Annotated in this window: 21 protein-coding genes and 3 pseudogenes; 1 reads left to right on the forward strand and 23 read right to left on the reverse strand. The window is 44.9% G+C overall.

Features of this window, described 5'->3' with window-relative positions; translation table 11 throughout:
• Nucleotide 1: 1 nt before the first annotated feature.
• The 23 genes and pseudogenes from OIT45_RS02910 to OIT45_RS03030 all read right to left on the reverse strand — a co-directional run bounded on the left by OIT45_RS02910 (nucleotide 2) and on the right by OIT45_RS03030 (nucleotide 24,009).
• Nucleotides 2-1,195, reverse strand: a pseudogene (locus OIT45_RS02910) (nucleotidyltransferase).
• 15 nt (nucleotides 1,196-1,210) lie between these two features.
• A complete protein-coding gene (locus tag OIT45_RS02915; RefSeq protein ID WP_199404413.1) occupies nucleotides 1,211-1,957 on the reverse strand; it encodes a class I SAM-dependent DNA methyltransferase in 747 nt (248 codons plus the stop codon).
• On the reverse strand, nucleotides 1,957-2,328 hold the full coding sequence (gene rsfS / locus OIT45_RS02920; protein WP_199404414.1) for a ribosome silencing factor: 372 nt from the start codon (nucleotides 2,326-2,328) through the stop codon (nucleotides 1,957-1,959). Before rsfS ends, OIT45_RS02915 begins: the two co-directional genes overlap by 1 nt.
• 2 nt (nucleotides 2,329-2,330) lie before the next feature.
• Nucleotides 2,331-2,927 carry a bis(5'-nucleosyl)-tetraphosphatase (symmetrical) YqeK gene (gene yqeK, locus OIT45_RS02925; RefSeq protein ID WP_199404415.1) on the reverse strand — a complete coding sequence of 199 codons (597 nt, stop codon included), beginning with the start codon at nucleotides 2,925-2,927 and terminating at the stop codon, nucleotides 2,331-2,333.
• Complete coding sequence (locus tag OIT45_RS02930; protein WP_199404416.1) at nucleotides 2,890-3,555, reverse strand: nicotinate-nucleotide adenylyltransferase; 666 nt, start codon at nucleotides 3,553-3,555, stop codon at nucleotides 2,890-2,892. The genes yqeK and OIT45_RS02930 overlap by 38 nt, the downstream gene beginning before the upstream one ends.
• Nucleotides 3,556-3,582: 27 nt before the next feature.
• Entirely contained in the window at nucleotides 3,583-3,897 is a 315-nt protein-coding gene (yhbY, locus tag OIT45_RS02935) for a ribosome assembly RNA-binding protein YhbY (RefSeq protein ID WP_003610326.1), read from the reverse strand.
• 1 nt (nucleotide 3,898) lies between these two features.
• Nucleotides 3,899-5,041 carry a ribosome biogenesis GTPase YqeH gene (gene yqeH / locus OIT45_RS02940; protein ID WP_003610329.1) on the reverse strand — a complete coding sequence of 381 codons (1,143 nt, stop codon included), beginning with the start codon at nucleotides 5,039-5,041 and terminating at the stop codon, nucleotides 3,899-3,901.
• Complete coding sequence (locus tag OIT45_RS02945) at nucleotides 5,034-5,561, reverse strand: YqeG family HAD IIIA-type phosphatase (RefSeq protein WP_264339853.1); 528 nt, start codon at nucleotides 5,559-5,561, stop codon at nucleotides 5,034-5,036. Before OIT45_RS02945 ends, yqeH begins: the two co-directional genes overlap by 8 nt.
• 132 nt (nucleotides 5,562-5,693) lie before the next feature.
• Complete coding sequence (locus tag OIT45_RS02950) at nucleotides 5,694-6,842, reverse strand: D-alanine--D-alanine ligase family protein (RefSeq protein WP_135797347.1); 1,149 nt, start codon at nucleotides 6,840-6,842, stop codon at nucleotides 5,694-5,696.
• Between the two features lie 69 nt (nucleotides 6,843-6,911).
• Nucleotides 6,912-7,793, reverse strand: coding sequence for a DUF2785 domain-containing protein (locus OIT45_RS02955; protein ID WP_264339854.1), 882 nt, complete (start codon nucleotides 7,791-7,793; stop codon nucleotides 6,912-6,914).
• Between the two features lie 550 nt (nucleotides 7,794-8,343).
• On the reverse strand, nucleotides 8,344-10,176 hold the full coding sequence (locus OIT45_RS02960) for an APC family permease (protein ID WP_003609158.1): 1,833 nt from the start codon (nucleotides 10,174-10,176) through the stop codon (nucleotides 8,344-8,346).
• 174 nt (nucleotides 10,177-10,350) lie between these two features.
• Nucleotides 10,351-11,965 (reverse strand): annotated as a pseudogene (gene groL / locus OIT45_RS02965) (chaperonin GroEL).
• A gap of 53 nt (nucleotides 11,966-12,018) precedes the next feature.
• Entirely contained in the window at nucleotides 12,019-12,294 is a 276-nt protein-coding gene (locus OIT45_RS02970) for a co-chaperone GroES (RefSeq protein ID WP_003609163.1), read from the reverse strand.
• A gap of 317 nt (nucleotides 12,295-12,611) precedes the next feature.
• The gene (locus OIT45_RS02975; RefSeq protein WP_199404420.1) at nucleotides 12,612-13,376 is read right to left on the reverse strand and encodes a DUF4811 domain-containing protein; all 765 of its coding nucleotides are present in this window, start codon (nucleotides 13,374-13,376) and stop codon (nucleotides 12,612-12,614) included.
• Between the two features lies 1 nt (nucleotide 13,377).
• Nucleotides 13,378-14,919 (reverse strand): MDR family MFS transporter, encoded by a 1,542-nt coding sequence (locus tag OIT45_RS02980; protein WP_199404421.1) that lies wholly within the window; start codon nucleotides 14,917-14,919, stop codon nucleotides 13,378-13,380.
• Between the two features lie 277 nt (nucleotides 14,920-15,196).
• Nucleotides 15,197-17,155, reverse strand: a pseudogene (locus OIT45_RS12540) (ABC-F family ATP-binding cassette domain-containing protein).
• Nucleotides 17,156-17,350: 195 nt separating this feature from the next.
• The gene (locus OIT45_RS03000) at nucleotides 17,351-18,052 is read right to left on the reverse strand and encodes a glycosyl transferase (RefSeq protein WP_199404423.1); all 702 of its coding nucleotides are present in this window, start codon (nucleotides 18,050-18,052) and stop codon (nucleotides 17,351-17,353) included.
• A 15-nt stretch (nucleotides 18,053-18,067) separates the two neighbouring features.
• Nucleotides 18,068-19,999, reverse strand: coding sequence for a glycosyltransferase (locus OIT45_RS03005; RefSeq protein ID WP_264339856.1), 1,932 nt, complete (start codon nucleotides 19,997-19,999; stop codon nucleotides 18,068-18,070).
• Between the two features lie 60 nt (nucleotides 20,000-20,059).
• Nucleotides 20,060-21,373, reverse strand: a complete 1,314-nt coding sequence (locus tag OIT45_RS03010; protein WP_199404425.1) for a bifunctional folylpolyglutamate synthase/dihydrofolate synthase — start codon at nucleotides 21,371-21,373, stop codon at nucleotides 20,060-20,062.
• 93 nt (nucleotides 21,374-21,466) lie between these two features.
• Nucleotides 21,467-22,363, reverse strand: a complete 897-nt coding sequence (locus OIT45_RS03015; protein ID WP_319606979.1) for an IS3 family transposase — start codon at nucleotides 22,361-22,363, stop codon at nucleotides 21,467-21,469.
• Complete coding sequence (locus OIT45_RS03020; RefSeq protein WP_264339857.1) at nucleotides 22,345-22,473, reverse strand: hypothetical protein; 129 nt, start codon at nucleotides 22,471-22,473, stop codon at nucleotides 22,345-22,347. Before OIT45_RS03020 ends, OIT45_RS03015 begins: the two co-directional genes overlap by 19 nt.
• A gap of 445 nt (nucleotides 22,474-22,918) precedes the next feature.
• Nucleotides 22,919-23,746, reverse strand: coding sequence for an IS3 family transposase (locus OIT45_RS03025; RefSeq protein WP_264329899.1), 828 nt, complete (start codon nucleotides 23,744-23,746; stop codon nucleotides 22,919-22,921).
• Between the two features lie 2 nt (nucleotides 23,747-23,748).
• Complete coding sequence (locus OIT45_RS03030) at nucleotides 23,749-24,009, reverse strand: transposase (protein ID WP_264329950.1); 261 nt, start codon at nucleotides 24,007-24,009, stop codon at nucleotides 23,749-23,751.
• Nucleotides 24,010-24,409: 400 nt separating this feature from the next.
• Here OIT45_RS03030 and OIT45_RS03035 point away from each other — a divergent pair, with 400 nt between their 5' ends.
• Nucleotides 24,410-25,402, forward strand: a complete 993-nt coding sequence (locus OIT45_RS03035; protein WP_264329956.1) for an IS30 family transposase — start codon at nucleotides 24,410-24,412, stop codon at nucleotides 25,400-25,402.
• Nucleotides 25,403-25,535: the final 133 nt, after the last annotated feature.

Raw genomic sequence — 25,535 nt, forward strand, 5'->3', positions numbered from 1 at the left:
ATTATCCTCTTTCTATAAAAACTGGAATACGTCCCGTATCTAGCGGTGACGCTTTGTCCTGACGTGTCCGTGAGAACTGTTGATACAAGCGACCAGCTCGGTAATCAAGCATTAAGATTCCAGTCAGGTCATCCTTCTCAACTTTATGTATCAACGGCAACGTGAATGACTCACGTTGTTGCTTCAAATATCGGCGACCGATCGTTGTTGCACCTAACATGCGCAAATAAGGTCGTTGCATCGCCGTTTGCATCTCAGCATCCGTTATATTCAAAACAGTGTACAACAGCGTGCGTTGCAAGCGCGCCTGCGTATAACGCTTTGACTTAAACGTTGTCATAAACGTCTCATAGTCAGCTGTTGTGTCCCGTTCAATGGTTTCTTTAAGACGGTAGGCCAACCCGTCGGTCAATTGATAAATGTTTTCCAATTCGTCGATTGGAGTGGTCAATACCTTATAACGCAGCGCATCATACCACGTTTCAGACCAATCAGCCGTTTGCGCACCTTGTGCTAACAATTCAGCTGCAGGTTGCGAAACATAGTCAGCAAATTCAGCTGCAGGTGCCTCCTGATTAATCAACTCACGTAGCGCGGTTGCACTCGCAATGTGATCATCCGAAAGCGTCGTATCATGATACCCAGCTTTAATGCGTTAAATCGGTTGTAGGCGAATCTTATCCGCTAAACCAAGTTCAATAACGGCCGTAGCGTAAGCAAACCCAAGCATGTCATTCGGATCCGTCAATCGGAAGCCAACAACCTCAGCCAGAACATCATTAAATGCTGTGGCATAGGTTTGTGAATAATCAGCTGAGAAATGTTCATCCGCCACCAAGCGGTCACGGGCCTGCTGTGCGAGCGCTAAGAAATCCAACTCAGCATGCTCGGCACCAAAAACGATACTTGAAACGCCGGCATCCGCTAGCAGTTGTACGGCACCACGTGCAAAAATATGTGCGGGTTGCACAGCAAAAGCGAAGGGCAGTTCAAAAACGATATCGACCCCACCCGCTAAGGCTAATTCCGTACGTCGCCACTTATCGAAAATGGCGGGTAACCCACGTTGCACATAGTTACCGCTCATGACAGCCACAACTGTGTCAGCACCAGTAACTTCCTTTGCTTGGGCGACATGGTAGGCATGTCCATTATGGAATGGATTATATTCAGTTACTAATCCAACTGCCTCCATGTTGTCCTCCAAAGATTACGCTTTCGTTGCGTTAAAGAACCAGCGTGGTGACTCATCAGTCACCTCTGCTCGACCAAAGTCAGCCGTCACTTCAATGTTTGTGAAGCCAGCCTCAGTCAACAAACGCTTGTATGTGTCCAAAGAATATGTGCGTTCAGTGTGTACTTCTTGCAATTGTTGGAAGCCATCAATGTCTTCGTTATAAACAAAGAATGTCAATTCATGTTCCACCGTATGCGGTTGTTCTTCAACCCCATATGATGACCACATAAACGCCGTTTCATCATCATGCCAGTTATACATATAACCAGGATAATAAACGTCCGTTTGCCATGGTGAAATCACATCAAACAAGAATTGCCCACCGTCTTGCAAGTGCTCAGCAACTTGCTTGAACGCCATCAACGTTTCGTCTTCATTAGCCAAGTAATTAAATGAATCCGCAAATGATGTAATCGTTGCAAAACGCTCATCAAAGTCTGACCATTCACGCATGTCGCCTTCAATCAACGGCAAGTCCAATTCAGCTTCTTGGGCGTGTTGCGCAGCTAGTGCCAACATCTCAGTAGACAAGTCCAAAACTGAAATATCATCATAACCAGCTTGCTTCAATTGAATCGCCAAGCGTCCTGCACCACCGGCTAGCTCCAATAACTTACCATCCTTGTTCTTAATGAACTTGGTTGCGTATTGGAACCAATCTGCGTAGGCTGCTTCGTCAAACAAGTCGTCATACAGCTTCGCAAAAGTTTGGTAATTCATTAGAATTCTTCCTTAACGATCCATTGGTCGATGTCGATTTCAGGTGCAGCACCCCACAACTTTTCCAAGTTGTAGAATTGGCGCATGTCGTCCTTAAAGACGTGCACAAACAAATCACCAAAGTCCATCAAGACCCATTCACCTTCGCGACGACCTTCGTGACGCTTCAACTCAAAGCCAGCTTCAGCCATCTTGTCTTCAATTTCGTCAACAATCGCCAAAACTTGACGTTGCGTTGGGGCATCAAAAATCAAGTATGCATCTGATACCAAGCTAATCTCGTGGATATCCAATGCGACCAAGTTTTCAGCGCGCTTTTGGTCAGCAGCCTTAACAGCCACTTCCAACATTTCGTTTACGTTGCTTTCCATTATTACTTCACACTCCATGCGTTGTATGTCAAAAGCGTGCCCGGATAAACCGGAACCTGCTTTTCAATTAAATAAGCAAGCGTGTGGCCCGTTTGCCACCCGACACTTGCTGCCAAGTCTTCAAATGCCAAGGTGCGAACTTCTTCAACACCTGGGAAATCGCGACCTGACTCAATATAGTCTGCCATGTAGATAATTTGGCTCAGCGTCGTCATGTATGGCGCACCAGTTGTGTGCTGACGAATTGCTGTCAGGATATCTTCGTTTTCAATACCTAGCTCGTCCTTGACCATCTCGGCCCCGACGATACCATGCCAAACGTTGTTTCCCCAATTAACCAAATCTGGGTCCAATTGCTTTTCAGCAATCTTCGCCAAGAAATCAGCATCAGAGCGTTCCTTGGCGTAATCATGCGTCAAGGCTGCCACAGATGCTTTCTCTGTATCAACACCCCACTTTTCAGCCAAGGCCACAGCCATTTCCTCAACACGCAACACGTGTTGGAAACGGTACTCTGACATCGCTGCTTGGGCTGCTTCAACTAAGCTTTTACGCGAACCGTTATAGTAACGGCCCCGATAAATCATCTCGTTTGTCATCCATGTATAACCCTTTTTCTACAATATAGGCTGCTACCATGTCAGGTAGCAAATAGCGCACGCTTTGCTTATTAGCAATGCGCTTACGAATATCCGTTGAACTAAATTCAAGGTTTGGTACCTCAACCCATTCAACAGGATAATCCGTTACTCGTGGTTGTCCTGGGCGATTAACACCAACAAAGTGAACTAACTTAAGCAAGTCATCAATGCGATACCATGTCTTTAAGTACGCCACTTCATCACCACCGATAATGAAATAGTATTCGTAGTTTGGGTGCTCCACCTTCAGTTGCAACATTGTGTTGTAGGTGTAGCTCTTGCCACCGCGTTGTACTTCAAGCAATTCAATGCCAAAGCGACTGTTACCCGCAATGGCCGCTTGGACCATCTTGGCACGGTGCAATGGATCGATGGCGTGCTTCACATCAACGTGCGGTGGCTTAGCATTTGGCATAAAGTATACCTTGTCTAAGCCAAGCTTATCTGCCACCTGTTCAGCAATGACCAAGTGACCAACGTGTGGCGGATTAAACGTCCCACCCAAAATACCAATTTTCTTTGTTTCACCGATAAACGCACGCTCAGCTTGTGCTTGCGTGACGGTTTTTTCGATTGTATTAATCATGCCCGAACCCCCGTTTCGAGAGTGATATTAAATCTTTTGTACAGCCACTGAGTAGTGACGGTTTTCCTTGTCAGCTGATTCACCAAACAACACCAACGTGTGTCCAATTGTTTGTACAACTTGGATGTCCGTGTTTTCTTCGATGAACTCCTTCAAAGATTCAACTTCAACGTCTGAGTTTGCCAAGATGTTAACCTTGAACAACTCACGCTTGTTGATGGCATCTTCTAGTTGATCCAACCAGTTTTGTGTCAATCCTTGCTTACCAATGCTAAACAATGGACGCATGTCATGTGCTGATGCGCGCAAGTAACGCTTTTGCTTTCCGCGTAGTGAAATCATATTAAATCATTGCCCTTCGTGTTAATACTGAAACCCCTTCAGGAGCCCAGCCTGCTACCACCGTGTTGGCAGGAACTGTAATCCAGCCCAAACCATCAATCACGATATCTGTCTTCTCTGTTACCTTGAACTCGTGACGTTGCAATGGTGGCAACATGTCCAAGTTCTCCGTCGTTGGTGGCAACAACAATTCACCAGCGTGCTTGCTGTAGAATTCGTCAGCCTTTTCCAACTTCGTACGGTGAATCATCAAGTTGTTCTCGAAGTAAGCCGTAATACCAGCCTTCTCACCTTGGATAAAGTCGAAACGTGCCAAAGCGCCCATGAACAATGTTTGTTGTGGGTTCAATTGGTAAGTCTTGGGCTTCAATTCCTTTTGTGGTGAAACGTACTTCAAGTCCTTTGGCGTCAAGTAGTGCGCCATTTGGTCTTGGTGAATGATTCCTGGTGTGTCGATGATAAACGTATCGTCATCCAATGGAATCTCGATACGATCCAACGTCGTTCCTGGGAAACGTGACGTCGTAATCACATCCTTGTTGTCACCCGTTGCATCCTTGATGATTTGGTTAATCAACGTTGACTTACCAACGTTGGTAACACCAACAACATAAACTGAGCGACCTTCACGGTACTTTTCAATCATGTCCATCAAAGCTGGCACATCATCACCACTCTTACCTGACGTCAATTGGACGTCAACGGGACGCAAACCAGCAATGTTAGCTTGTTGACGCATCCAATCCTTAATCTTTGAACGCTTCAAAGACTTTGGCAAAACGTCGACCTTGTTACCAACTAGCAAAACTGGGTTGTTACCAACGAAACGGTGCAACCCTGGAATCAATGAGCCAGAGAAGTCAAACACGTCCATAACGTAAACAACCAATGAATCCGTTGCTGAAATTTCGTTCAACAACAAACGGAAATCGTCATCCGTCAAATCAACGGGTTGGATTTCGTTGTAGTGACGCAAACGGAAGCAGCGTTGGCACAACACTTCTTCGTTTTCAAATCCCTTCAACAAAGCTGACATTGGGGCATAACCCAATTCACCCTTGTGCTCAGTTTGGATCAACGCACCACATCCAATGCATCGCAATCCGTCTGCCAAGTAACCTTGAACTTCTGCTTCACTAATCAAGTGTCGTCCTCCATTGTAGTTCTGGGTGCGCCTTTAGCATGCGCTTCTTTACACCCTTCTCAAAAAATCGGTTAATCTTTGTATTCCATTGGTCAGTCTCAATTAGAGGCTTGACCAAGATGCTACGTACGCCATGGTTGTTTGATGACCAAACATCCGTCAACAATTGGTCACCGACCATCACGACGTCGTTCTTTTGCAAGTTAAGCTTTGTTACGGCTTCATTCAAGCCACGCGTCAACGGCTTTAGGGCACGTGACACAAACGGTAAATTCAATGGCTCAGCAACACGTGCGATACGTTCAGCTGAGTTATTTGAAACAATCATTACTGGGATGCCAGCTTCATTCATTCGCTCAAGCCAGTCATGCAATTCAGTCGTTCCGTCGGGGTTATTCCAAGCAATCAACGTGTTATCCAAGTCAGTCAAAACTGCCTTAATACCTTGTGCCTGAAGTTGTTCTGGCGTCAAACGGTAGATTGCATCAATCATCCAAGTTGGTGTAAATGATTTAGTCATTTTTCGTCCTTTTCACAATTTGTCTTACTATAAATTATACGCTAAATACTGCCGTTTATAAAGTGGGGTGACTAGGTCACAAATAAAAAACAATCAGCAACGGAAACCATTGCTGATTGTTCTCAAAATCTATTACTTAGCGCGCTCGGCGTTGTACTTCTTTTCACCAACGTGTTCTTCACCCAATGAAACGAAGTCGTATGACAACTTGGCGTTACGCTCGAATTCAGCCAAACCATAGTTAATGATTTCGTCAATCAAGTTCGTGTAGCTCAAGCCTGAAACTTCCCACATTTGTGGATACAAAGAAATGTTTGTAAATCCAGGCAACGTGTTTGGCTCACCCAAGTATGGTGTACCATCAGCATCAATCATGAAGTCCATACGCGTCAAACCAACAAGACCCAATGCCTTGTAAGCCGTCAATGCCATGTCGGTGATTTCCTTTTCTAGGTCATCCCCCAACTCAACTGGCAATTCAAAGACCATTCCTGAGGCGTCAACGAACTTGTTGTTGTAGTCGTACCAAACATCTTGTTCAGGCAATACGATACCACCCAAACGTGATGCACGAGGTTGCTCATTTCCCAAAATTGAAATGAAGACCTCACGTGGCTTGTTCAAAGCAGCTTCAACCAATACCTTGTAGTCGTATTGCAAAGCATCCTTAACACCAGCTTCGAATTCTTCAGCGTTTGTTACACGTGAAATACCAACTGATGATCCTTGCTTAGCAGCCTTAACAAACAAAACTTCCGTACCAAGTTCCTTTACAAGACCTTCGTATGTGTAGTTTTGGTAATCTTGGTCCGTCAACAAAACGTACTTCGTGTTGCGTACGCCAGCTTGGTTCAAGATACGCTTCGTCAAATCCTTGTCGAATGACATGGCTGACGCAGCCGTACCAGCACCGATATATGGCTTTTGCAACAAACGGAACAACGCTTGCAAAGTACCATCTTCACCCAAGTTACCGTGGACAACTGGGTAGAACAAATCGATTTCTGACATTTCACCCAAAACGGCGATTGGTGCCAATGGGTTCGTCAAATCCATCTTTGACTTCGCTGCAGCTACCACAGTGTCTTCATCTTCACCATCAAACACACGCTTTGAATCAGCGGCGTTGATCATGTAACCATCCTTTGAAATCAAGAAAACAGTTACGTTGTACTTTTCCTTGTCCATTGCATCGTAAATGTTACGAGCAGAGCGCTTTGAGACGTCGTGTTCTGATGAGTTACCACCAAAGAACATCGCAATGTTTAGCTTTTCTGACATGTCGTTCTCCCTGTCAAACTGATTGAATTTAGAACCCTAAGTATAACACGAAACTGTAAACCGGACCGATTACGCTAGGAAATTGCGTGCTTCGTTAAGATAATCATAAATTTCTTTGGGTAATTTTTCGCGTAGTAACAAACCTTGTAGCAAGCGTTGTTGATTGTACATACGGTGCCAGTCGGCTTCAACTTCCGGTTGCATGCGACGCGTCATTTCTTGACGCCATTGCTTGAGTTGCTTCAAAAAGTATTGCTCATACAACGGATTCAAGTTCACCAACGTCACGATATAGCTATCAATACGTCGATTTTCGCCCATGACAAGTGGCGTTTCCAACCGCTTGATTCGTTCAATCAAAATCGTTAACAAGAATACCTTATCCGCACGCGTCACCGCATCATCATGCGTCAGCTCATCCAACAAGTTCGCAATGTGCAAGAAAGCGTGGGCCCAGCCCTTACCCTCGACGAAACCACGCGTATCATGTTCTAGCGCAATGTACGTTGCCAAGTTATCAATAAGCATTTCGTGCAAATCATCGCTAAACAATTCAACTTCACTATTGCGATTTGCGTAGTTCAACATCGACAAAATGAAGACCGCGAATGAACGGAAGAAGATGCCGTCATTATCAGTCTCATCAATGTGTGAGAACAACACTGAATCTTGTAATAAGTAGCGCGTCATCATCACAATTTGTGCATCGGTAAAGATATTTGCTTGCAAGGCATCACTAATAAAGAAAAAGACACCCTTATCACGCAATTCAGGATCAGTTTGGCGTAACCCACTCATCACGTCCAACAACTCTTGGTCAGTGACGACAACCGGTTGTCCCGCAATCAACGCATTTTGCCAATCAGACACTTTTTCATGAATCGCTGTCGCTGTTACCGGATCAAGCTGCTCAACAACAGTCGGTGCGTCGTAATCAAACTGGTCAATCAAACGACCAACTTCTGTTCCAAGTGATCAAACAATTCACCATGGTGCACACGCGCACGCATATTTTTTAATTCTTCACGGACATCATCAACGGTGTAATCCATTATCTCTATCCCTTTTCCGTATTATTGCTTCCTAAATCAAAGCTACCTCCACTAGATTAACACAACCACGCAAAGATAGCAGTTTATTATATTTTGTTTCCAGCCGGGGCGATGACACTTCACCCGATTTCGGTTCATCTAGACACAATTTGAACGTCGGCGAAAGCCCGCCATTTCAGCGTTTATTTTCTTTCACCTGTTTTTCACCCATCTAGACACGATTTTCGCCCGTTTAGGCACAGTTTGTTTCACCCGATTATTCCCTGTCTAGACACAGTTTGAACTCGTAACGAAGCCCACCATTTCAGTGTTTATTCTCCTTCACCCGTTTTTTGCAGATTTCGACACGTTTTTCACCGATTTAGACACAATTCTTATTTGTTGCATAAAAAAGCCCCAGCCGACACACAGTCGACTGAGGCTAATTCATATATCTATTTCAACAACAACTATTCCTTTAGGTGGAAGTAGTATGTTGACACAGTCACGTCACGTGAAGCCAAGGCTGTACGCAAACGCAAACTATTTTGATTGTGCAACGCATTTTGCCAACCGTGACGAGGCACGAATTGTGGAATCAAAATCGTCAATGAGTGATTACGTTCCTTCGCCCCCTTCGCAATTTCATCTACGAAACGCAATGAAGGCTCTGTGATTGAACGATATGATGAGTGAATGTCCACGTAACGCACATCTGGGAACTCGCGCTTGAACTCAACGCCCAAACGGTGCTCCTTTTCAGGGTTCGAATCAAATGAGACGTGCATCGCCAAAACGCGATCACCCATTGATTGGGCATAATCAATCGCATCAGCCGTTGCCTTAGTCAAGTTTGAGACCAACACAATCACCGTCGAACCATCGTAGTGATGACGCTTGATTGGTTCCTTAGACAACACACGCAACTGCTTAGCAACCGCCTTGTAGTGACGGTTAATCGTCCAGAACATGCGAAGCAAAACTGGCATGATAATCAAGTATGGCCAGACAGACTTAAAGTGCATCCAGAACAAAATGATAACCAAAGCAAATGAGATGAACGCCCCAACAAAGTTGATTGACGCCTTTCCCAACCAGAAGCCTTCACGTTCACGGAACCAGTGAATAATCATTCCTGATTGCGACAATGTGAAGGGCACGAAAACTCCGACCGCATAAAGCGGAATCAAAGCTTCAGTTGATCCATTAAAAATCAAAAGCAATACGATGGCACCAACAGCCAACGACATAATACCGTTTGAGTATCCCAAACGATCTCCCTTGTCCATGTAGATGTGTGGCATGAACTTATCCTTAGCCAAGTTAAAGGCCAATTGTGGGAAGGCTGAGAAACCAGTATTAGCAGCAACCGCCAAAATCAAGGCCGTTGCAATTTGCAAAAGGTAGAACATTACGCCGTGACCGAAAATCGTTTGACCAATTTGAGCCAACACCGTCACGTGGTCATTTGGTCGAATACCGTACCAGTATGACAAGAACGTAATACCACCAAAGAAGAAGGCCAAAATCAACGCCATGATTGATAGCGTTGCTGCCGCATTACGTGGCTTTGGCTCCTTGAAGTTCGGCACGGCATTTGAAATGGCCTCAACTCCAGTCAATGAAGATGAACCACTTGAGAACGCACGCAAGAACAACAAGATTGTGATACTTGATGATGACGTACCAATTGCCGCTGCAGCATGGAAGGCAACTTGACCGGTCGCGATGTTATACAACCCGTACAAGACCATTCCTGTAATCATCACAATGAACAAGTAAACCGGCACCATCAGGAACCCGGCTGACTCGCGCACACCACGCAGGTTAATTCCCATCAAAATCAAGATGATGACCACTCCGATACCCACTGAATATGGGTGGAGCGCTGGAACCGCTGACGTAATGGCTTCTGTTCCGGCCGCCACAGACACGGCAACCGTCAACATATAGTCAACCAACAAAGATCCACCGGCGACAAGCCCAGCGTTACGACCCCAGTTCGTTGATGTCACGACATAAGCACCACCACCAGATGGGTAGGCGTGAATGATTTGGCGATACGATAGCGTAATGGCCGTCAACAATACCAACACCAAAATGGCGATTGGGATTTGCAACCACAACGCAACCGTACTGGCAGCAATCAACGCTGTCGTAATCTGCTCAGTACCATACGCAACTGATGACAATGCATCAGACGAAAGCAAAGCCAAGGCCTTGGTTCGGCTCAAATGTTGCGAGCCCTCTTCCAATGTCTTAAGAGGCTTTCCAATCAACAACCGCTTTAAAAAGCGCCACATGATTTTTCTCCTAAACACCTATATTAGGCAAAACGCCCAAAAATAATTTCAATTTTCTACAACGACTTATTGTAGTTCTATTTAAGCTCGTTGTCTATCATTGATACTTACTTTCGGAAATCAAAAACGCCGCCCCTCTCACAGGAAGGTCGGCGTTTAATATTTATTATGAAATTACATCATACCTGGCATACCTTGAGCAGGCATTGCAGGGGCAGCATCCGTCTTTGGTTGCTCAGCAACGACAGCTTCAGTCGTCAACAACAAAGCTGAAACAGAAGCGGCGTTTTGCAATGCTGAACGCGTTACCTTAGTAGGATCCACGATACCAGCTTCAATCATATCAACCCATTCGTCAGTCGCAGCGTTGTAACCAACACCCGGCTTCTCTGACTTCAATTGGTTAACGATAACTGAACCTTCCAAACCAGCATTCTCAGCGATTTGGCGGACAGGCTCTTCCAAAGCACGACGTACAATGTTGATACCAGTTTGCACATCACCAATCTCTGACAACTCAGCAACGGCTGGGATAACGTTTACCAAGGCAGTTCCACCACCGGCAACGAATCCTTCCTCAACAGCGGCACGAGTAGCGTTCAAAGCATCTTCAATACGGTACTTGCGTTCCTTCAACTCAGTTTCAGTTGCGGCACCAACGTTGATGACAGCGACACCACCAGCCAACTTAGCCAAACGCTCTTGCAACTTCTCACGGTCAAAGTCAGACGTCGTCTCGGCAATTTGACCCTTGATCAAGTTCACGCGCTCAGCAATGGCTTCCTTGTTTCCAGCACCCTCAACAATCGTCGTGTTGTCCTTAGAAACCGTAACCTTAGCAGCTTGACCAAGTTGTGCAATCGTCACATCCTTCAAGTTCAAACCAAGGTCGTCAGTGATAACAGTTCCGCCAGTCAAGATTGCAATGTCTTCCAATTGGGCCTTACGACGGTCACCAAATCCAGGTGCCTTAACCGCAACGACATTAAACGTTCCACGCATCTTGTTCAAAACAAGTGTTGGCAAAGCTTCACCAGTAATGTCATCAGCGATAATCAACAAGGCACGACCTTGCTCAACAACACTTTGCAACATTGGCAAAATTTCTTGAATGTTACCAATCTTCTTATCAGTGATCGTATGGGTTATCCAATGAAGCTTCCATCTTGTCCGTGTCAGTTACCATGTATTGTGACATGTAACCACGGTCAAATTGCATACCTTCAACGACATCCAGCGTCGTTTCGATACCCTTAGACTCTTCAATCGTGATAACACCATCGTTACCAACCTGTTCCATCGCTTCGGCAATCAGCTCACCAACTTCTGGGTTAGCAGCTGAAATTGAGGCGATTTGCGCGATTTCTTCCTTAGTAGAAACCGGCTTTGACATCTCGTGCAACGCCTTAACAGCTGCATCAGTTGCCAATTCGATACCACGACGCACACCAACTGGGTTAGCACCCGCCGTGACGTTCTTCAAACCTTCATTAATGATAGCTTGCGTCAAAACAGTCGCAGTCGTCGTACCGTCACCGGCGATGTCATTCGTCTTTGAAGCAACTTCAGCAACCAACTTGGCACCCATGTCTTCAAAGTGATCTTCCAATTCGATTGACTTAGCAATCGTTACACCGTCGTTTGTAATAGTTGGTGCACCATAGCTTTGCTCAATAACAACATTGCGTCCGTTTGGACCAATCGTTGTCTTAACTGTGTTAGCAAGCTTATCAACACCTGCTTGCATCTTTGCACGTGCATCTTCAGCAAACTTAATGTCCTTAGCCATATTTATTTCACCCTCTATTTCAAATTTTTAATAGTTAATCTGTTTGTTTCAAATTAAAGAACTGCAACGATATCCTTTTCGTGAACCACCAAGTAATCCACACCATCGACCGTTACTTCTGAGCCAGCGTACTTATCGAAGATGACCTTGTCACCCTCTTTCACTGCAGCTGGGGCCGTCAAGTCACCAACTGATTGCGTTGAAACAGCGACAACAGTTCCCGTAACTGACTTTTCTTGCGCGTTTGACGCAAGCAAAATACCACCAACTGATTGCTCAGGCGCTTCCTCAACTTGCAACACAACACGATCTCCCAAAGGCTTCAACATGTTATATGACCTCCATAGGCAAAAATTATTATTAGCACTCTCAATATCTAAGTGCTAACTTACATAAACAATAATAGCACACCCACACGTTTTTGCAACATATTTTGGTTAAAAAATGAGGTTATGGTTTGTTTCGTCGCTATCGCGCCGAGTTGGTTTTTTGGGCGAGCAGGGTGGCGTCCGCGCCATTCGGTTGCCCACATTTGAACTTTGTCGGAGATAGCCCCGCACTTCCAGGCCTCGACGCAACGCGTCGACACTAACCGCTAACAAAAAAGCCCCGGTACAAAAACACGTACCAGGACTCAAAATTATCATTACTTCAATTGTGACAACATTTGCTTCATTGCTGTTGCCGTCATTTCAGCAGTTTGTTCAGTTGTGTAAGCCTTAACTTGGTCAGGAGTAGCCTTTGGGTTCGCTTGCATGTATGCAGCAACCTCTGCTTCAATAGCTGACTTCATTTGAGCTTGTTGGGCAGCTTGTGCCTCAGGTGCAGCTGACTTTTGTGCAGCTTGCAACTTCTTAGATTGATCAGCAGTCATTACAACCCAAGTGTTCTTTGGCACCGTAACCGTCGTCACTTGCTTCTTAAGCTTGCCACCTTGACCACCAATACCAAACATCACACGCCAGAAGGCATTCTTCCACTCCCATCGAGTGGTCTCAACCTTAACAGTCGCCTTCTTAACGTCAGCAACCTTGTAAGTCATTTCCTTCTTAACGCCGTTTGGAATATCAGCAACCTTCGTTGAAGGCTTCCCGTGAACCGTTGGCTTCTTAGCATCAGCTGTGTCGTTGTAAACCAAGACATAGTTATCAGCCTTTGAACCTAAACGTGATTGGATCAAGACACCGGCTGGTGACTTTGAACCCAAAGCTGAGTATACCTGCTTTGATGTCGTTGTTGTCTTAGCAGTCAAACCAGTGTTGTTTGCAAAGACTGACGTTGTCATCCACACGGCACCGATTAGCAATACCGTGAAGATAGGTCCGAAGATAGCGCGCATGGTGCGGTTCTTCAAAACCAACCATGAGTAGAACATGCCGATCGCAAAGACGGCCATAACTAGAATAATCATATTAGTTATTTCCTCCATTATCTGCGACAACGTTTCCGTTTGACTTACCGTGCACTAGCTTACCGCTGTGCAAGAAGAACGCCAAGATGATACCAACAACAGCGAATCCAATTCCGAATGCAAATGATGCGTGGAATCCAGTCATCGTTGCGTTAATCATCTTATCCATGTATGACACAACGTTTTCCTTGGCCAAATCCTTAGCAGGCTTAGCAGCCTTGATAACGTTTTGCGTAACTGATGAAAGCAAGGCAACAACCACCGCGTTACCAATTTGGCGAACCGTGTTGTTAGCAGCCGTTGCTTGTGAGGCTTCCTCAGGTGGCAAAGCTGACATAGCACTGGCCGTCAATGGCATCATCGTTGTGGCGATACCGAACATACGCAAGGCGTACAACAACGTTACCAAGTGTTGTGGCGTTTCAGCTGTCAAGAATAGGAATGGTACCGTACCAATGGCCAAGATTGAGAACCCAACCATCGCCATACGCTTAGCACCAACCTTGTCGTAAACCGCTCCGGCAACTGGTGACATTGCACCAATAACCAAGGCACCAGGCAATAGCGTCAATCCTGACTCAAGCGCTGACATACCGTGAACGTTTTGCAAGTACGTTGGCAACATCATTTCAACACCCATCATAGCCATCATGGCCATCATTACGGCAAACGTCGTCAACGTAAATTGCTTGTTCTTGAACACGCGAACGTTCAAGAATGGATCGTCCATCTTCAATTGACGGAAGACAAACACAATAATAATCAAAATTCCGATTAGGATTGGGGCCAAAACGTTTGGCCAGTTACCAAATCCATCAGTGGCTGAATTTGAGAATCCCCATAGGAATGACCCAAATCCAATAACCGCCAAAATCAATGAAGGGAAATCAAGCTTCATATCACGGTTTGGCACAACATTCTTAACGAAGAATGGCGTTGCAATCCAAACCAAGACCAACACGATCATTGGCAAGTAGAAAATCGTACGCCATGAGTTTGAAATCAACAAACCAAACAAGTGGTGATTCTTTTCCAAAATCCAACCTGAAAGCGTAGGGCCAATAGCTGGGGCCAAACCGATAACGATACCATTAATACCCATCGCCGCACCACGTTGTTCAGCTGGGAAAATGTTAACCATAACAACTTGCATCAAAGGCATCGTAATACCAACCGCCACGGCAGCTAGAATACGGCCAAGCAAGAACATCCACCACATGTCGTGATGGCTAGGGGTAAACGCCGTCGTTGCCATACCAGCCAACAACAATGTGTAAGCGACCATGTACAAGTACTTGGTTGGAATCTTAGTGGTTAGGTACGCTGATACCGGCACCATAATTCCGTTTGCCAACAAGAAGTATGTCGTTGCTTCCTGGGCCGTTGCAAGTGAAATATTAAAATCGTGCATCAACGTTGGGATTGCAGTACCCAATGACGTTTGCATCAACATTCCAGCAAACGTTCCAATCAACAGCACCATAACCATGGCACCGCGGTTGAAAGGCTTGCCATTAATGTCTAAAGTTTCTGACTTTGCCATTTCGTCCTCCAAATTAGTTTATTTTTTATAATTGCTATCATTTATTCAGCAAGAGTTAGTTTAAACTCCTAAATTTTTAAAATCAAGGGTTTTTGTCAAGTAATTTGACAAAGATTTAGACGGTTTTCACAATAGTAAATCAGATTCCGTTTAAATAGCGCCAAACCTGAATTCTAACATGTGACAACTAACACAAACTTAGTAAAAGTCATTTTAAATGAAAACGCAATCATTAAGAAAAGAAGCTGACACCTTGAATAGTGCCAGCTTCGCCTCATTAAATATCAAATTCTTCCAACGCCATACTTGCTTCAGTCCAGCGTTCTTCAACCTCAGCTAACTGTGCATCGATTGCTGCAATTTCCTTTGATAAGTCCGTCAACTTACCTAAGTCAGCCCCGTTTGCTGGATCATTCAATTCAGCATTCAATGCATCGCGCTTATCGTTCAAGCCTGCCATTTCTTCTTCAGCTGCCGCAACCGCTCGTTCGTACTTACGTTGCTCCTTTTGACGTTCCTTACGCTCTTCGCGTGACAACGTCTCAACTTCCTTAGCAGTCGCCTCTTCGTATTCGGCCGTTGTTTCGAAACTTGCCTTCGCACGGTGGGTTTCCGCTTGCTCACCAGCCGTCTTTTCTAGATAGTAATCGTAATCACCATCAAAGAAGCGCGTCCCGTTTGGTGACAACTCAACCACTTCCGTCGCAACCGAATTAATGAAGTAACGGTCGTGAGAAACGAAGAAAATCGTGCCATTATATTCGTTCAACGCGGTTTCCAACACTTCACGGGAATCAATATCCAAGTGGTTCGTTGGCTCGTCGAGAATCAAGAAGTTTGCGTGTTGCAATGACAACTTCGTCAAAAGCAAGCGGGCACGCTCACCACCTGACAAGGCAGAAACCAACTTATCAACCGCTTCACCTGAGAACATAAACGATCCCAAGATTGAACGAACGTCGCGCTCTGGCATCGTTGGGTGTTCATCCCAAATCGTGTTCAACACAGACTTCTTTGGGTCGAGCGTTTGTTGCTCTTGGTCGTAGTAACCAACTTCAACATTGGCACCAAGCTTGATTTCGCCGGCCAACAAAGGTAACTTACCCAAAATCGTCTTAATCAACGTTGACTTACCAATACCGTTTGGCCCAACCAAAGCGACCGCGTGTTGCTTATCAACTTCAATATTAACGTGGTCCGCCAAGACGTTTGCTAGGTCATAGCCCAACTTCACTTCTTTGACGCGCATCACTTCGTTTCCAGATTCTTCGTCAGCTGAGAATTGAATGTGGGCAACGCCAAATTCGTTCTTTGGCGCTTCCAAACGTTCCATACGTTCCAATTGCTTACGACGTGATTGGGCACGCTTCGTCGTTGAAGCACGCACAATATTACGGTTAACAAAGTCTTCCAACTTTGCAATCTCTTCTTGTTGCTTATCGAAAGCCTTTTGCTCTTGCAGAACCTTAGCTGCCTTCAATTCCATGAAGCGTGAATAGTTACCTGTGTAGTGATCCAACACACCTGAGTGCATGTCGTAAATTTCCGTAACCACGCGGTCCAAGAAATAACGGTCGTGGGAAACAATCAACAATGCTCCTTGGTAGTTTTGCAAATATTGCTCCAACCATGCCAACGTTTGCATATCCAAGTGGTTAGTTGGCTCGTCGAGGATCAACAAATCAGGCGTTTCCAACAATTGCTTGGCAATCGCCAAACGCGTACGTTGCCCACCAGATAATGATTAAATCTTTTGATCATAGAATGACTCATCAAAGCCAAATCCGTGCAAAACAGAACGAATTGTTGCTTCGTAGCCGTAACCATTCTTTTCACTAAAATCGTGCTGCGCTTGGTCGTAAGCAGAAAGCAAGCTTGCATACTCATCACTTTCGTAATCAGTTGCTGAAGCAATCTTCGTCTCCATGTCGCGCATCTTCTTTTCCAATGCAATCACATCAGAAAATGCATCAAGCATTTCATTGTACACAGACAAATCAGAATCTAGTCCTGAGTTCTGCGCCAAGTAAGCTAGCTTGATGCCCTTCTTCATTGAAATCGTACCTTCATCAGGTTGCGTTTCACCGATTAGCATCTTCAAGAGCGTTGACTTACCGGCTCCGTTACGGCCGACCAACCCAACACGTCCTTTATCTTGAATCTGCATCGAAATATTTTCAAAAAATGTTACACCGCTAAAACGGCGTGCAACATTACTTGCTTGCAAAATAATCATGATTATTCTTCTCCGTCTCAACACCCTGCGTCCAGGTTGTTGCCTAAATCTCACTTACTAGTGTAACAGAAAGTGCAAGTTTGTCGCATGTGGAAATTAAAGTTTGTGGTTTGTGTCGTCGCTATCGCGCCGATACTAACCACCAAAACAAAAAGCACCCGACAGTAACTGTCAGATGCTCTTAATTGTTAGTTATTAACGCAACGCTGCGTTTCGCTTTTGTTGCTCGTGTTGTACGAAATACTCCCATGCATGCATTTCGCTCTCAAACCACAAGTGCTCACCGTCGTAATCCAACACTTCCAATGATGTTTGTACCAATGGCCATTCATTATTTGGCTTACCTTCTAGGTGTTGCCACATAAATGACGCACGGGCTGCGATGTCACCAGTTGGCGTGTAGAAAATAATGTTCGAAACATTACCTGTCGTTTGGTAGTAGCGCGTTGCTGACTTAAAGCCACGCCAATCCCAAATATCTGTAACGGCCGTGTTATCACCGCGGTCGATGTAGTGCAACATTGACGTAGTACCACCAGGGTTACCTGGGAACAAATCAATATCAATGACATTGCGACCATACGTTGTACCAAAGCGACGGGCTTGTGCCATCCCCCAGTCCAACCCATCCAAGTGGTAACGAGCCTTGTCGATTTGTGGGTTGTGACGGTAGTGCACTGTCTTTACCTCAACATCCGTTGCCTTTTGGAAGACATCGTACATATTAAGCAACGCATCATCTGGTAAACCATGGTTCCCCAAGTGCATGTGTTGATCAGGATAGTAGCCACGAACGACTTGCTTTGCATCAACACCATTTTCGCGATCCGCCTTAACTTGCGCAGCAATATTAGGGTCAAGCGTTGGCAAGTTAGAGTTATCCAAATATAAATTCATGAGTTTCACTCCTTATTAGTCTGCCAAATACTTGTCGCCTGAAATGCCGTTAACCGTCACTTCATCCCTGCGATTACCAAGTGTGTAGGCTGTCATCGTTGTTCCGCCAAGACCAACACCAACATTTGAAAGCGCGTGTGCTTGGGCCACCATTGCTGGCCAGCGCTTATCAGCATCAGCTAACAAACCTTGCCAAGCTTGCCAAACCGCTTCTTCATAGTAGCGATTACTGTGGTCGTACGCAGCATCAGAGAAGGCTTGCAACTTTTCAGGGTCATTAAACAACTCAAGGAAGCGATCTGCCATCTCCGTTACGAATTGATCTTCTTGGCCTTCTGGCGCCCACTTGGTTAGGTAACCATTCTCGCCATCGATAATCAAATCGTTAGGACCATAGTTCACATTCGTTGAAACACCAGGCATACCATTTGCCATCGCTTCCATCATTGAAATGTTAAATCCTTCCATCATTGAAGCCAAACCGTAAACTTGGTGTGAACGGTGGATAGCGTACAACTCATCACGGTCGGTCACATAATCATGCAGCGTCACAACCGGCGACTCCAAACGGCGCACTTGATTCAAGTCCGTGGTCTCGGCACCCTTCTCATCGTACATAGTTGGCTTTTCGAGTCCGTATTTATCAAACAAACGCAACAAGTCCTTGTTCGTCTTATTGTTACCCGTGTTATCGAAGTATCCGTAGACATCAAGGTGCGCATTCAAACCAGGTTGCTTTTGGTTGGCAATCATCAATGCTTCAGCAACGGCTGCGGGACACTTATCCGGTGCACGTCGTACAATCATCAATACTGAATTTGTTTGACGCTCAGCCATTGTCACACGCTCAGCGTCGCGAATTTCAGCTGGCACAACCCCAACTGGAATCGTGAATGGCGTGGCCTTTGGTGCATAACGGGCGACCACATCCGCCGTTTGACGTGGCATCGCTGAAATAACCGCTTGGTAGTCATTGATGTGCATGAAGTCAAACTCATAATTGTTATTTTCATCAGTTGTCATGACGTCACGCGTGTCTGATGCATGCAAATTATGCAAGTGGAAGCCAATGTAAGCTGGACGATCCAACTTCAACAAACCTTCATCAGCAGCTGTTGTACGATCCATGATGAAGATATTTGGTGCATCCTCTGAGAAGAAGTCATTATTCAAATCGTTAACAAATTCGGCCGTCAACTCATCAAATAAATCAAAGATATACGTCATGCCATTTGACTTAATCAAGCGGTATCCTGACACATAGTTCACGAATTGCGGTGCTTCAAATGGCTTCGCTTCAAATTCTTGCCCTGACATTTGAGCATTCTCAGCCAATTGATTTTGACTATCAATGTGCTTACGGTTCATCACCATCGCTTCCGAACCACGTGGCGCCTTGCGACGAAGGTACTCTTCGATTATCGGACGCCCTTTACGGTCAACAAAGACATTGGTATTTGGCGTACCATCTGGGTCGATATATTGTTGCCGTGAAATGAAGCCACGTAAATCGTACGTATCTACGCGGAACAAGTTACCAAAGTGCTCAAACACTTCAACCATCGTGACACGCGATTCGTGTTGCAAATCAACGTGAATACGTCCCAAGAAACGCGTACGATTTTCATCTTCATACGCCATAAACGTATCTGGCGTGTCTGGCAACGGCTCAACAATTGCCACTGGACGACCACCCCATTCAACATCTTGTGCTGTCAAAATCTGCTCAGGCACATGTTCTGTATGCGCGTAGTAGTCGTACATATTGATTACTTCTGCGTCGTTCAATCCCCATGCTAGCAAGTCACGATGCCCATTCGAATTAAATACGCGCGTTACGATTTTGAATGACTGCCCGTTCTTACGGAACAGCTTACCACGTTGCACTTGCGCGTGTTCAATACCTGAGCCTTGCGCAGCAAGCCCTTCGTTTACGAAAAAGTTCATCGCAATACCCTCTTTAAATAGTTTTTCATAAGGTAAGTATACCAAACCCACTCACGATAACTAATCCCAACTTGTGCGCACTTCTGCAACAAAATACAACGAACCTGTGAACAAAATCATATCCTCAGATGCCATTGCGTCAGTTATTGCGCGATAGGCCTTCTGCCATGATTCATGCACCGTGACATTGTGACCCGTCACTTGACGCGCAGCTTCCGTTGGATCAAGGGCTACTCGGGCGCCAGGATTTTGGAAGTGCGTCACATGTAAATCAACATTAGGCAAATCTGCCAACGTGTGCAACATCGCCGGGTAATTCTTATCAGCCAGCGCGCCGAAAATGACATGAATCTGCTTATCCGCAAAGCGTGTCCGTAACGTCGCAGCCAACGCATCGATGCCATGTTGATTATGAGCACCATCCAAAACGGTCAACGGTTGCTCAGCAACACGTTCAAACCGCACTGGCCACGTGACCGTTTCCAAAGCCTTCGTTACCATTTCAGCTGTTAGCGGCACACCCAATTCATTGGTTACTAGGCTTGCAGCTTCAAGTGCAACCCCGGCATTATCAATTTGATAATGCCCCATCAAATCCACAAACACCTGCTTAAACTCATGAACACCAGTAAAGTTGAAGGTCTCGCCCCAATTTGTTTGGCTTGATAGCATTTTGGCTTCAAACTCGTCACCCAAACGGTACAGTGGTGCACCCAAAGCATCAGCCACTGTCGTCACCACTTGTTGGGCTTCTTCAGGCAAACGCCCCGTCACAACTGGACGTTGACGCGCAATAATGCCTGCCTTTTGCGTCGCAATTTCAGCCAGCGTATTCCCCAACACCTGCATGTGATCCAAACCAACCGTCGTGATTACTGACACCAACTTATCCGAAATCACTTCTGTCGTATCCCAAGTGCCGCCAATACCAACTTCCAATACGACGACATCAACCGGATGCTCAGCAAAATATACAAACATCATGGCTGTTAACGTTTCGAACTCCGTTGGCCCACCTTGTGGTAACTCTTTATCCAATGCCTCGGTAATCGGTGCAATGCGACGCATAATATCCAACAAAATATCATCCGGAATATTACCGTTATTACCTTGTACGCGTTCATTAAATTGCAGAATAAATGGCGACGTAAACATCCCCACCGTCAAGCCAGCCGCACGCAATAATTGTGCAATCATCTTGCTAGTCGAACCTTTACCATTCGTCCCCGTAACATGCACATACTGAGACGCACGTTCTGGGTGTCCCAGACGGTCTAGTAAGGCATTGATGCGATCAAAACTAGGAGTCTTCTTCCACTTGTGTCGACCATGAATATACGCAATTGCGTCCGCTGCTGTGTTCAGTTCAATCATGATGTCGCCTTCTTCCGTTTTTCATTAGCAATATCGTATCACACCGGCATTTTGCGGTGTACCCCAAAAGTTAGAGTAAAATATTTTAGCTGATTAAGCGGCCATTTGTCGGTATTCTACCGGTGAGTGGCCGTTTAATTTTGCTTGAATTCGTGTGTTGTTGTAATACAGTATCCAATTGTTAATTGCATCAATCAACTCTTTTGCTGAAGAATAATTGTTCAATGGGCCGATTTCGACTTTCAACTTATTAAAGAAACTTTCCATAACCGCATTGTCTAGAGCGGTCGCACGACGCGACATGCTTTGGATGATGCGGTTTTGCTTTAGTTTCTTACGCCATACTCTGTGACGATATTGCCAGCCTTGATCGGTGTGAATGGTTGTTCGATAAGTAAGTTCTGGCAGTTGCTCTACGAGCTGATTAAGTGGTTGTAAGGTAAATTCAAGATTTGGACGGGTGCTAATTGAATGTGTAAGAATTTCGTTATTGTACATATCAAGAATTGGCTCTAAATAAACTTTTTCTCCGGTGGCCGGAATTTTGAATTCCGTAACATCGCTAGATAGTTTTTGTAATGGTCGATCGGTCTTGAAACGACGGTGAATCTTATTCTTCACGCGCTTTCCTTCAGGCCCCTTAGATGAATCATACTTGCGCGATTGTTTGTTATATCCAACGCCTTTTAATCCCATCTCATGCATCAGCCGTTGAACTTTCTTGTGATTTACCTCTGCGAACTCAGGCTGCTTCCGCAACTCTAAATACACTCGACGCACACCATAGTGATTATCAGCTTCCCAAATTGTCCTGATGGCCACTCTAAGTGGCTCATCGGAATCGTCCTTTTGAAACTTTCGTTTCCAGTAATGCACTGTACTTTCTGCGATTGGAAGAACCTTTAGTATATCTACTAGTTTAAATTGTGCCTCGAGTCGGCAAACTACTTCTGCGAGTTGTCGGTTCGTTGCTAAATCGAGGCTAATAATTTTAACGCTTCATTTTCAATCTTTAGTCGAAGAACTTCATCTTCGAGTTGAGAAAGTCGATTTTCTTGCTCTGTTAATTTTTTGACTGACTTAGGCTTCTTGTTTGGCATCTCAGGTTTTCGTCCTTTTTGAATAGACAATAACCCATTTGGGCCTAGTTTGGAATAAATTTCTTTCCATGCACGCATTTGTGCAGTGCCGGTATAACCGAACTTAGCCGCTATTTCAGTATATGAAGCGTGGCTCTGATGTCAAGACTCCGGACCTCTTTTTAGAGCCCGCTAGGGCTCGTACCACGAAAATTTTTCAAAATGACCTGATTTCGTACAGATTTTGGGTCATTTTTTAATGGGGTCCAGGGGTTTTGCCCCTGTGCCTGCCGGAGGCTATGGAGTTACGGTGGTCTAGTTTGGATTTTGTTGAATTTCACAAGTCTGAGGGTATAGCAAATAAGCACTGGTCAGAGTGATTTTTGGACTTCACAAAGTCAGTGCTTGTAAACGCCGGTGTATAGGCAAATTTGTATAATCGCGTTTATATCATCTAGAAATTGGTCTAGGCGGCATCACGGAGTGATATACGATTGTTGTTATACCAGTTGACGTACCATCCAACAGCGGCTTGCACATCAGCGATACTCTCGAAATCCTGTTGGTAGATCAGCTCCCTCTTGAGTAACGAGTGAAAACTTTCGATGCGGGCATTATCGTAAGGGTGCCCTTTACGGGAGTAAGAGTGCCTAATACCTATGGACTCCAGTGTATTTTCAAACAATTCGCTGGTATACTGGCTTCCCATATCGCTATGCACATACAGTGGTTTTTCACCTCGTCTTAGCGCCTTAACGATTACTGAGGTTGCTAGTTGAGCTGTCATCGTATCTGCAATTCGATACGACAGCACCTTACGGTCTTCCGGATCATATGCACTAGCCATGTAAACCCATGTCTTATCGGTCAACTGGATATACGTAATGTCAGTTGTAATTACGCCACTTAGGTCATCCAGATTGATAATGAGATTTGGCATCTGATCTTTGTCATTGACTGTTGTAGGCTTGTTATATCGCTTTTGCATACGCGATTTCAAGCCAGCTTCACTCATCAATTGCCATACAAAGCGGTCGCTGATTGCTAGTTTGAATAAGTCGCGCATGGTTTTAGCAATTCGTCGATAACCATAAATGCCTTTATTGGCTGTGTAAATTGATTCGACGGCAATTCTCAATTTGTTGTGTTGTATTTCTTGTGCGCTCGGCTCCCAATGGATCCAGTCAGAGTAAGTGGACATTGGAATTTTCAAAGCACTCAGAACGCGTGTGATGCGGTGCCCCTGTACCAAATTTTTGTGGATAATTGGTAAAACAACACTTCTACCGCGCAAAACTAATGTTTTGCCAGCAACACCGCCGCACGTTTTAAAATTTCGAGCTCTTCTTTCAAAATTGCGTTTTCCTTACGCAACTTCTTCAATTCATCAGCTGATATTGATTCGCCATTCACTTCTACAGGCGCATATTTTTTGACCCAATTCCGAATTAAATCGGCTGAAGGACCGTATTCCTTGGATAATTCATCGGGCCGACGGCCCGCTTTAACCATCTCCACGATGGACTTTTTAAAGTCCTCTTCATAACGTGTAACCATAAATAAAAATACTCCTATGATGATATTTTACCAAACTAGAAAAACTAGTCCGGAATCTCATCATAAGAGCACGTTATTTTTGATTGCCCAAGAAGCCAATGCAATTCTAAATTCCGTAGTAACTTTTGGCGGATTGAACAACACATCTGGCCCATGTGTTTCGTAGGCTGCAATGAGGACTAAAAATGCCGTTGAGTCCAGACCATAACGTCTCGCTATCGACCTTTTGCTGTCGACTCCTAGAAAATATTCCTGGATAGCTTTAAATTTTGTTTGTTTTGAGATTCTAGTCACTTGAATTTACAATTCAAGTGCAACACTAAGCTAAATAAAAACTGACTCATAATGAACCAGCGTAAAATGTAGTTTGTCTAGAACATACAGAACGCGAGGAAACATTATGAGTCATTATCATCAGCTTACCGCATTTGATCGCGGACGTATAGAAGTTTTACTCAGAGAAGGGTTGTCAATGCGTAGCATTGCAAAAGAAATTGGTAGAAGCGCTTCGACAATCTCTCGTGAGATTGCCCGCTGTGTTGGCTCAACTTATGAAGCTGAGGATGCCGATCAAAAGCACATGCTTGCTCGAACGAAGTCGCATAAACACCGAAAGTTAGATAACACTGAACTGCGAGAACTAGTTATATATGGAATTAATCAAAAACATTGGTCGCCTGAACAGATAGCTGGTCGACTAAAGATATCAAAAGGTCATACGATTATTAGCGCAAATACAATCTACCGAGCGATTTATAGAGATAACTTGGGCCAGCCGGTGAAAAGTCACAAAGCTCGGGGCATTGCTCGTGCGCTTCGGCATAGAGGAAAAACTCGACATACTAAAGGTCATGTCGAGCGTCGAGGTAAGATTAGAATTCCAAATACGATTGACGAGCGACCTGCAGAAGCAGGTTGTCGCTCTCGAATTGGAGATTGGGAACTGGACACTGTTATTGGCCGTAAAGGCGGTCAAGTATTGGTCACAATGGTTGATAGGAAGACCAGAATATTACTTTCAAAACGAGCGGCATCAAAGAAAACCGTCGATGTTATGAGAATCATAGGTTCAATGCTAGATTCCCTTCCAACTAGTCAGATACAGACTTTAACTCCAGACCGCGGAAATGAATTCAGTGCGCAAGATGAGATAACAAAGAAATTCGATGTCCAGTTTTACTTTCCTGATCCCCACGCTCCATGGCAACGTGGGACCAACGAAAATACAAATGGGCTAATCCGTGAGTACGTCCCTAAAGGGACTGCAATCGAAGATTATTCAGACGAATACATTGAACAAATGGTTGAGCAAATTAATAGCCGACCTCGAAAGCTTTTCGGCTGGAGATCGGCTAAAGAATATTATTTATCTCAAGTGTTCCGGTTGAATTGACAATTCACCCATAAAGAAAACCCCGAAAGTTACTTTAACTTTCGGGGTACACCACATTTTTCTGGTGTGTTTTTTAGGCAAAAAGTAAAGGCGCCATCTATCGAAATAGACAGCGCCTCTACAGGTGTAATTT

The organism is Weissella sp. LMG 11983, assembly GCF_025908495.1.
Taxonomy (GTDB): domain Bacteria; phylum Bacillota; class Bacilli; order Lactobacillales; family Lactobacillaceae; genus Weissella; species Weissella fermenti.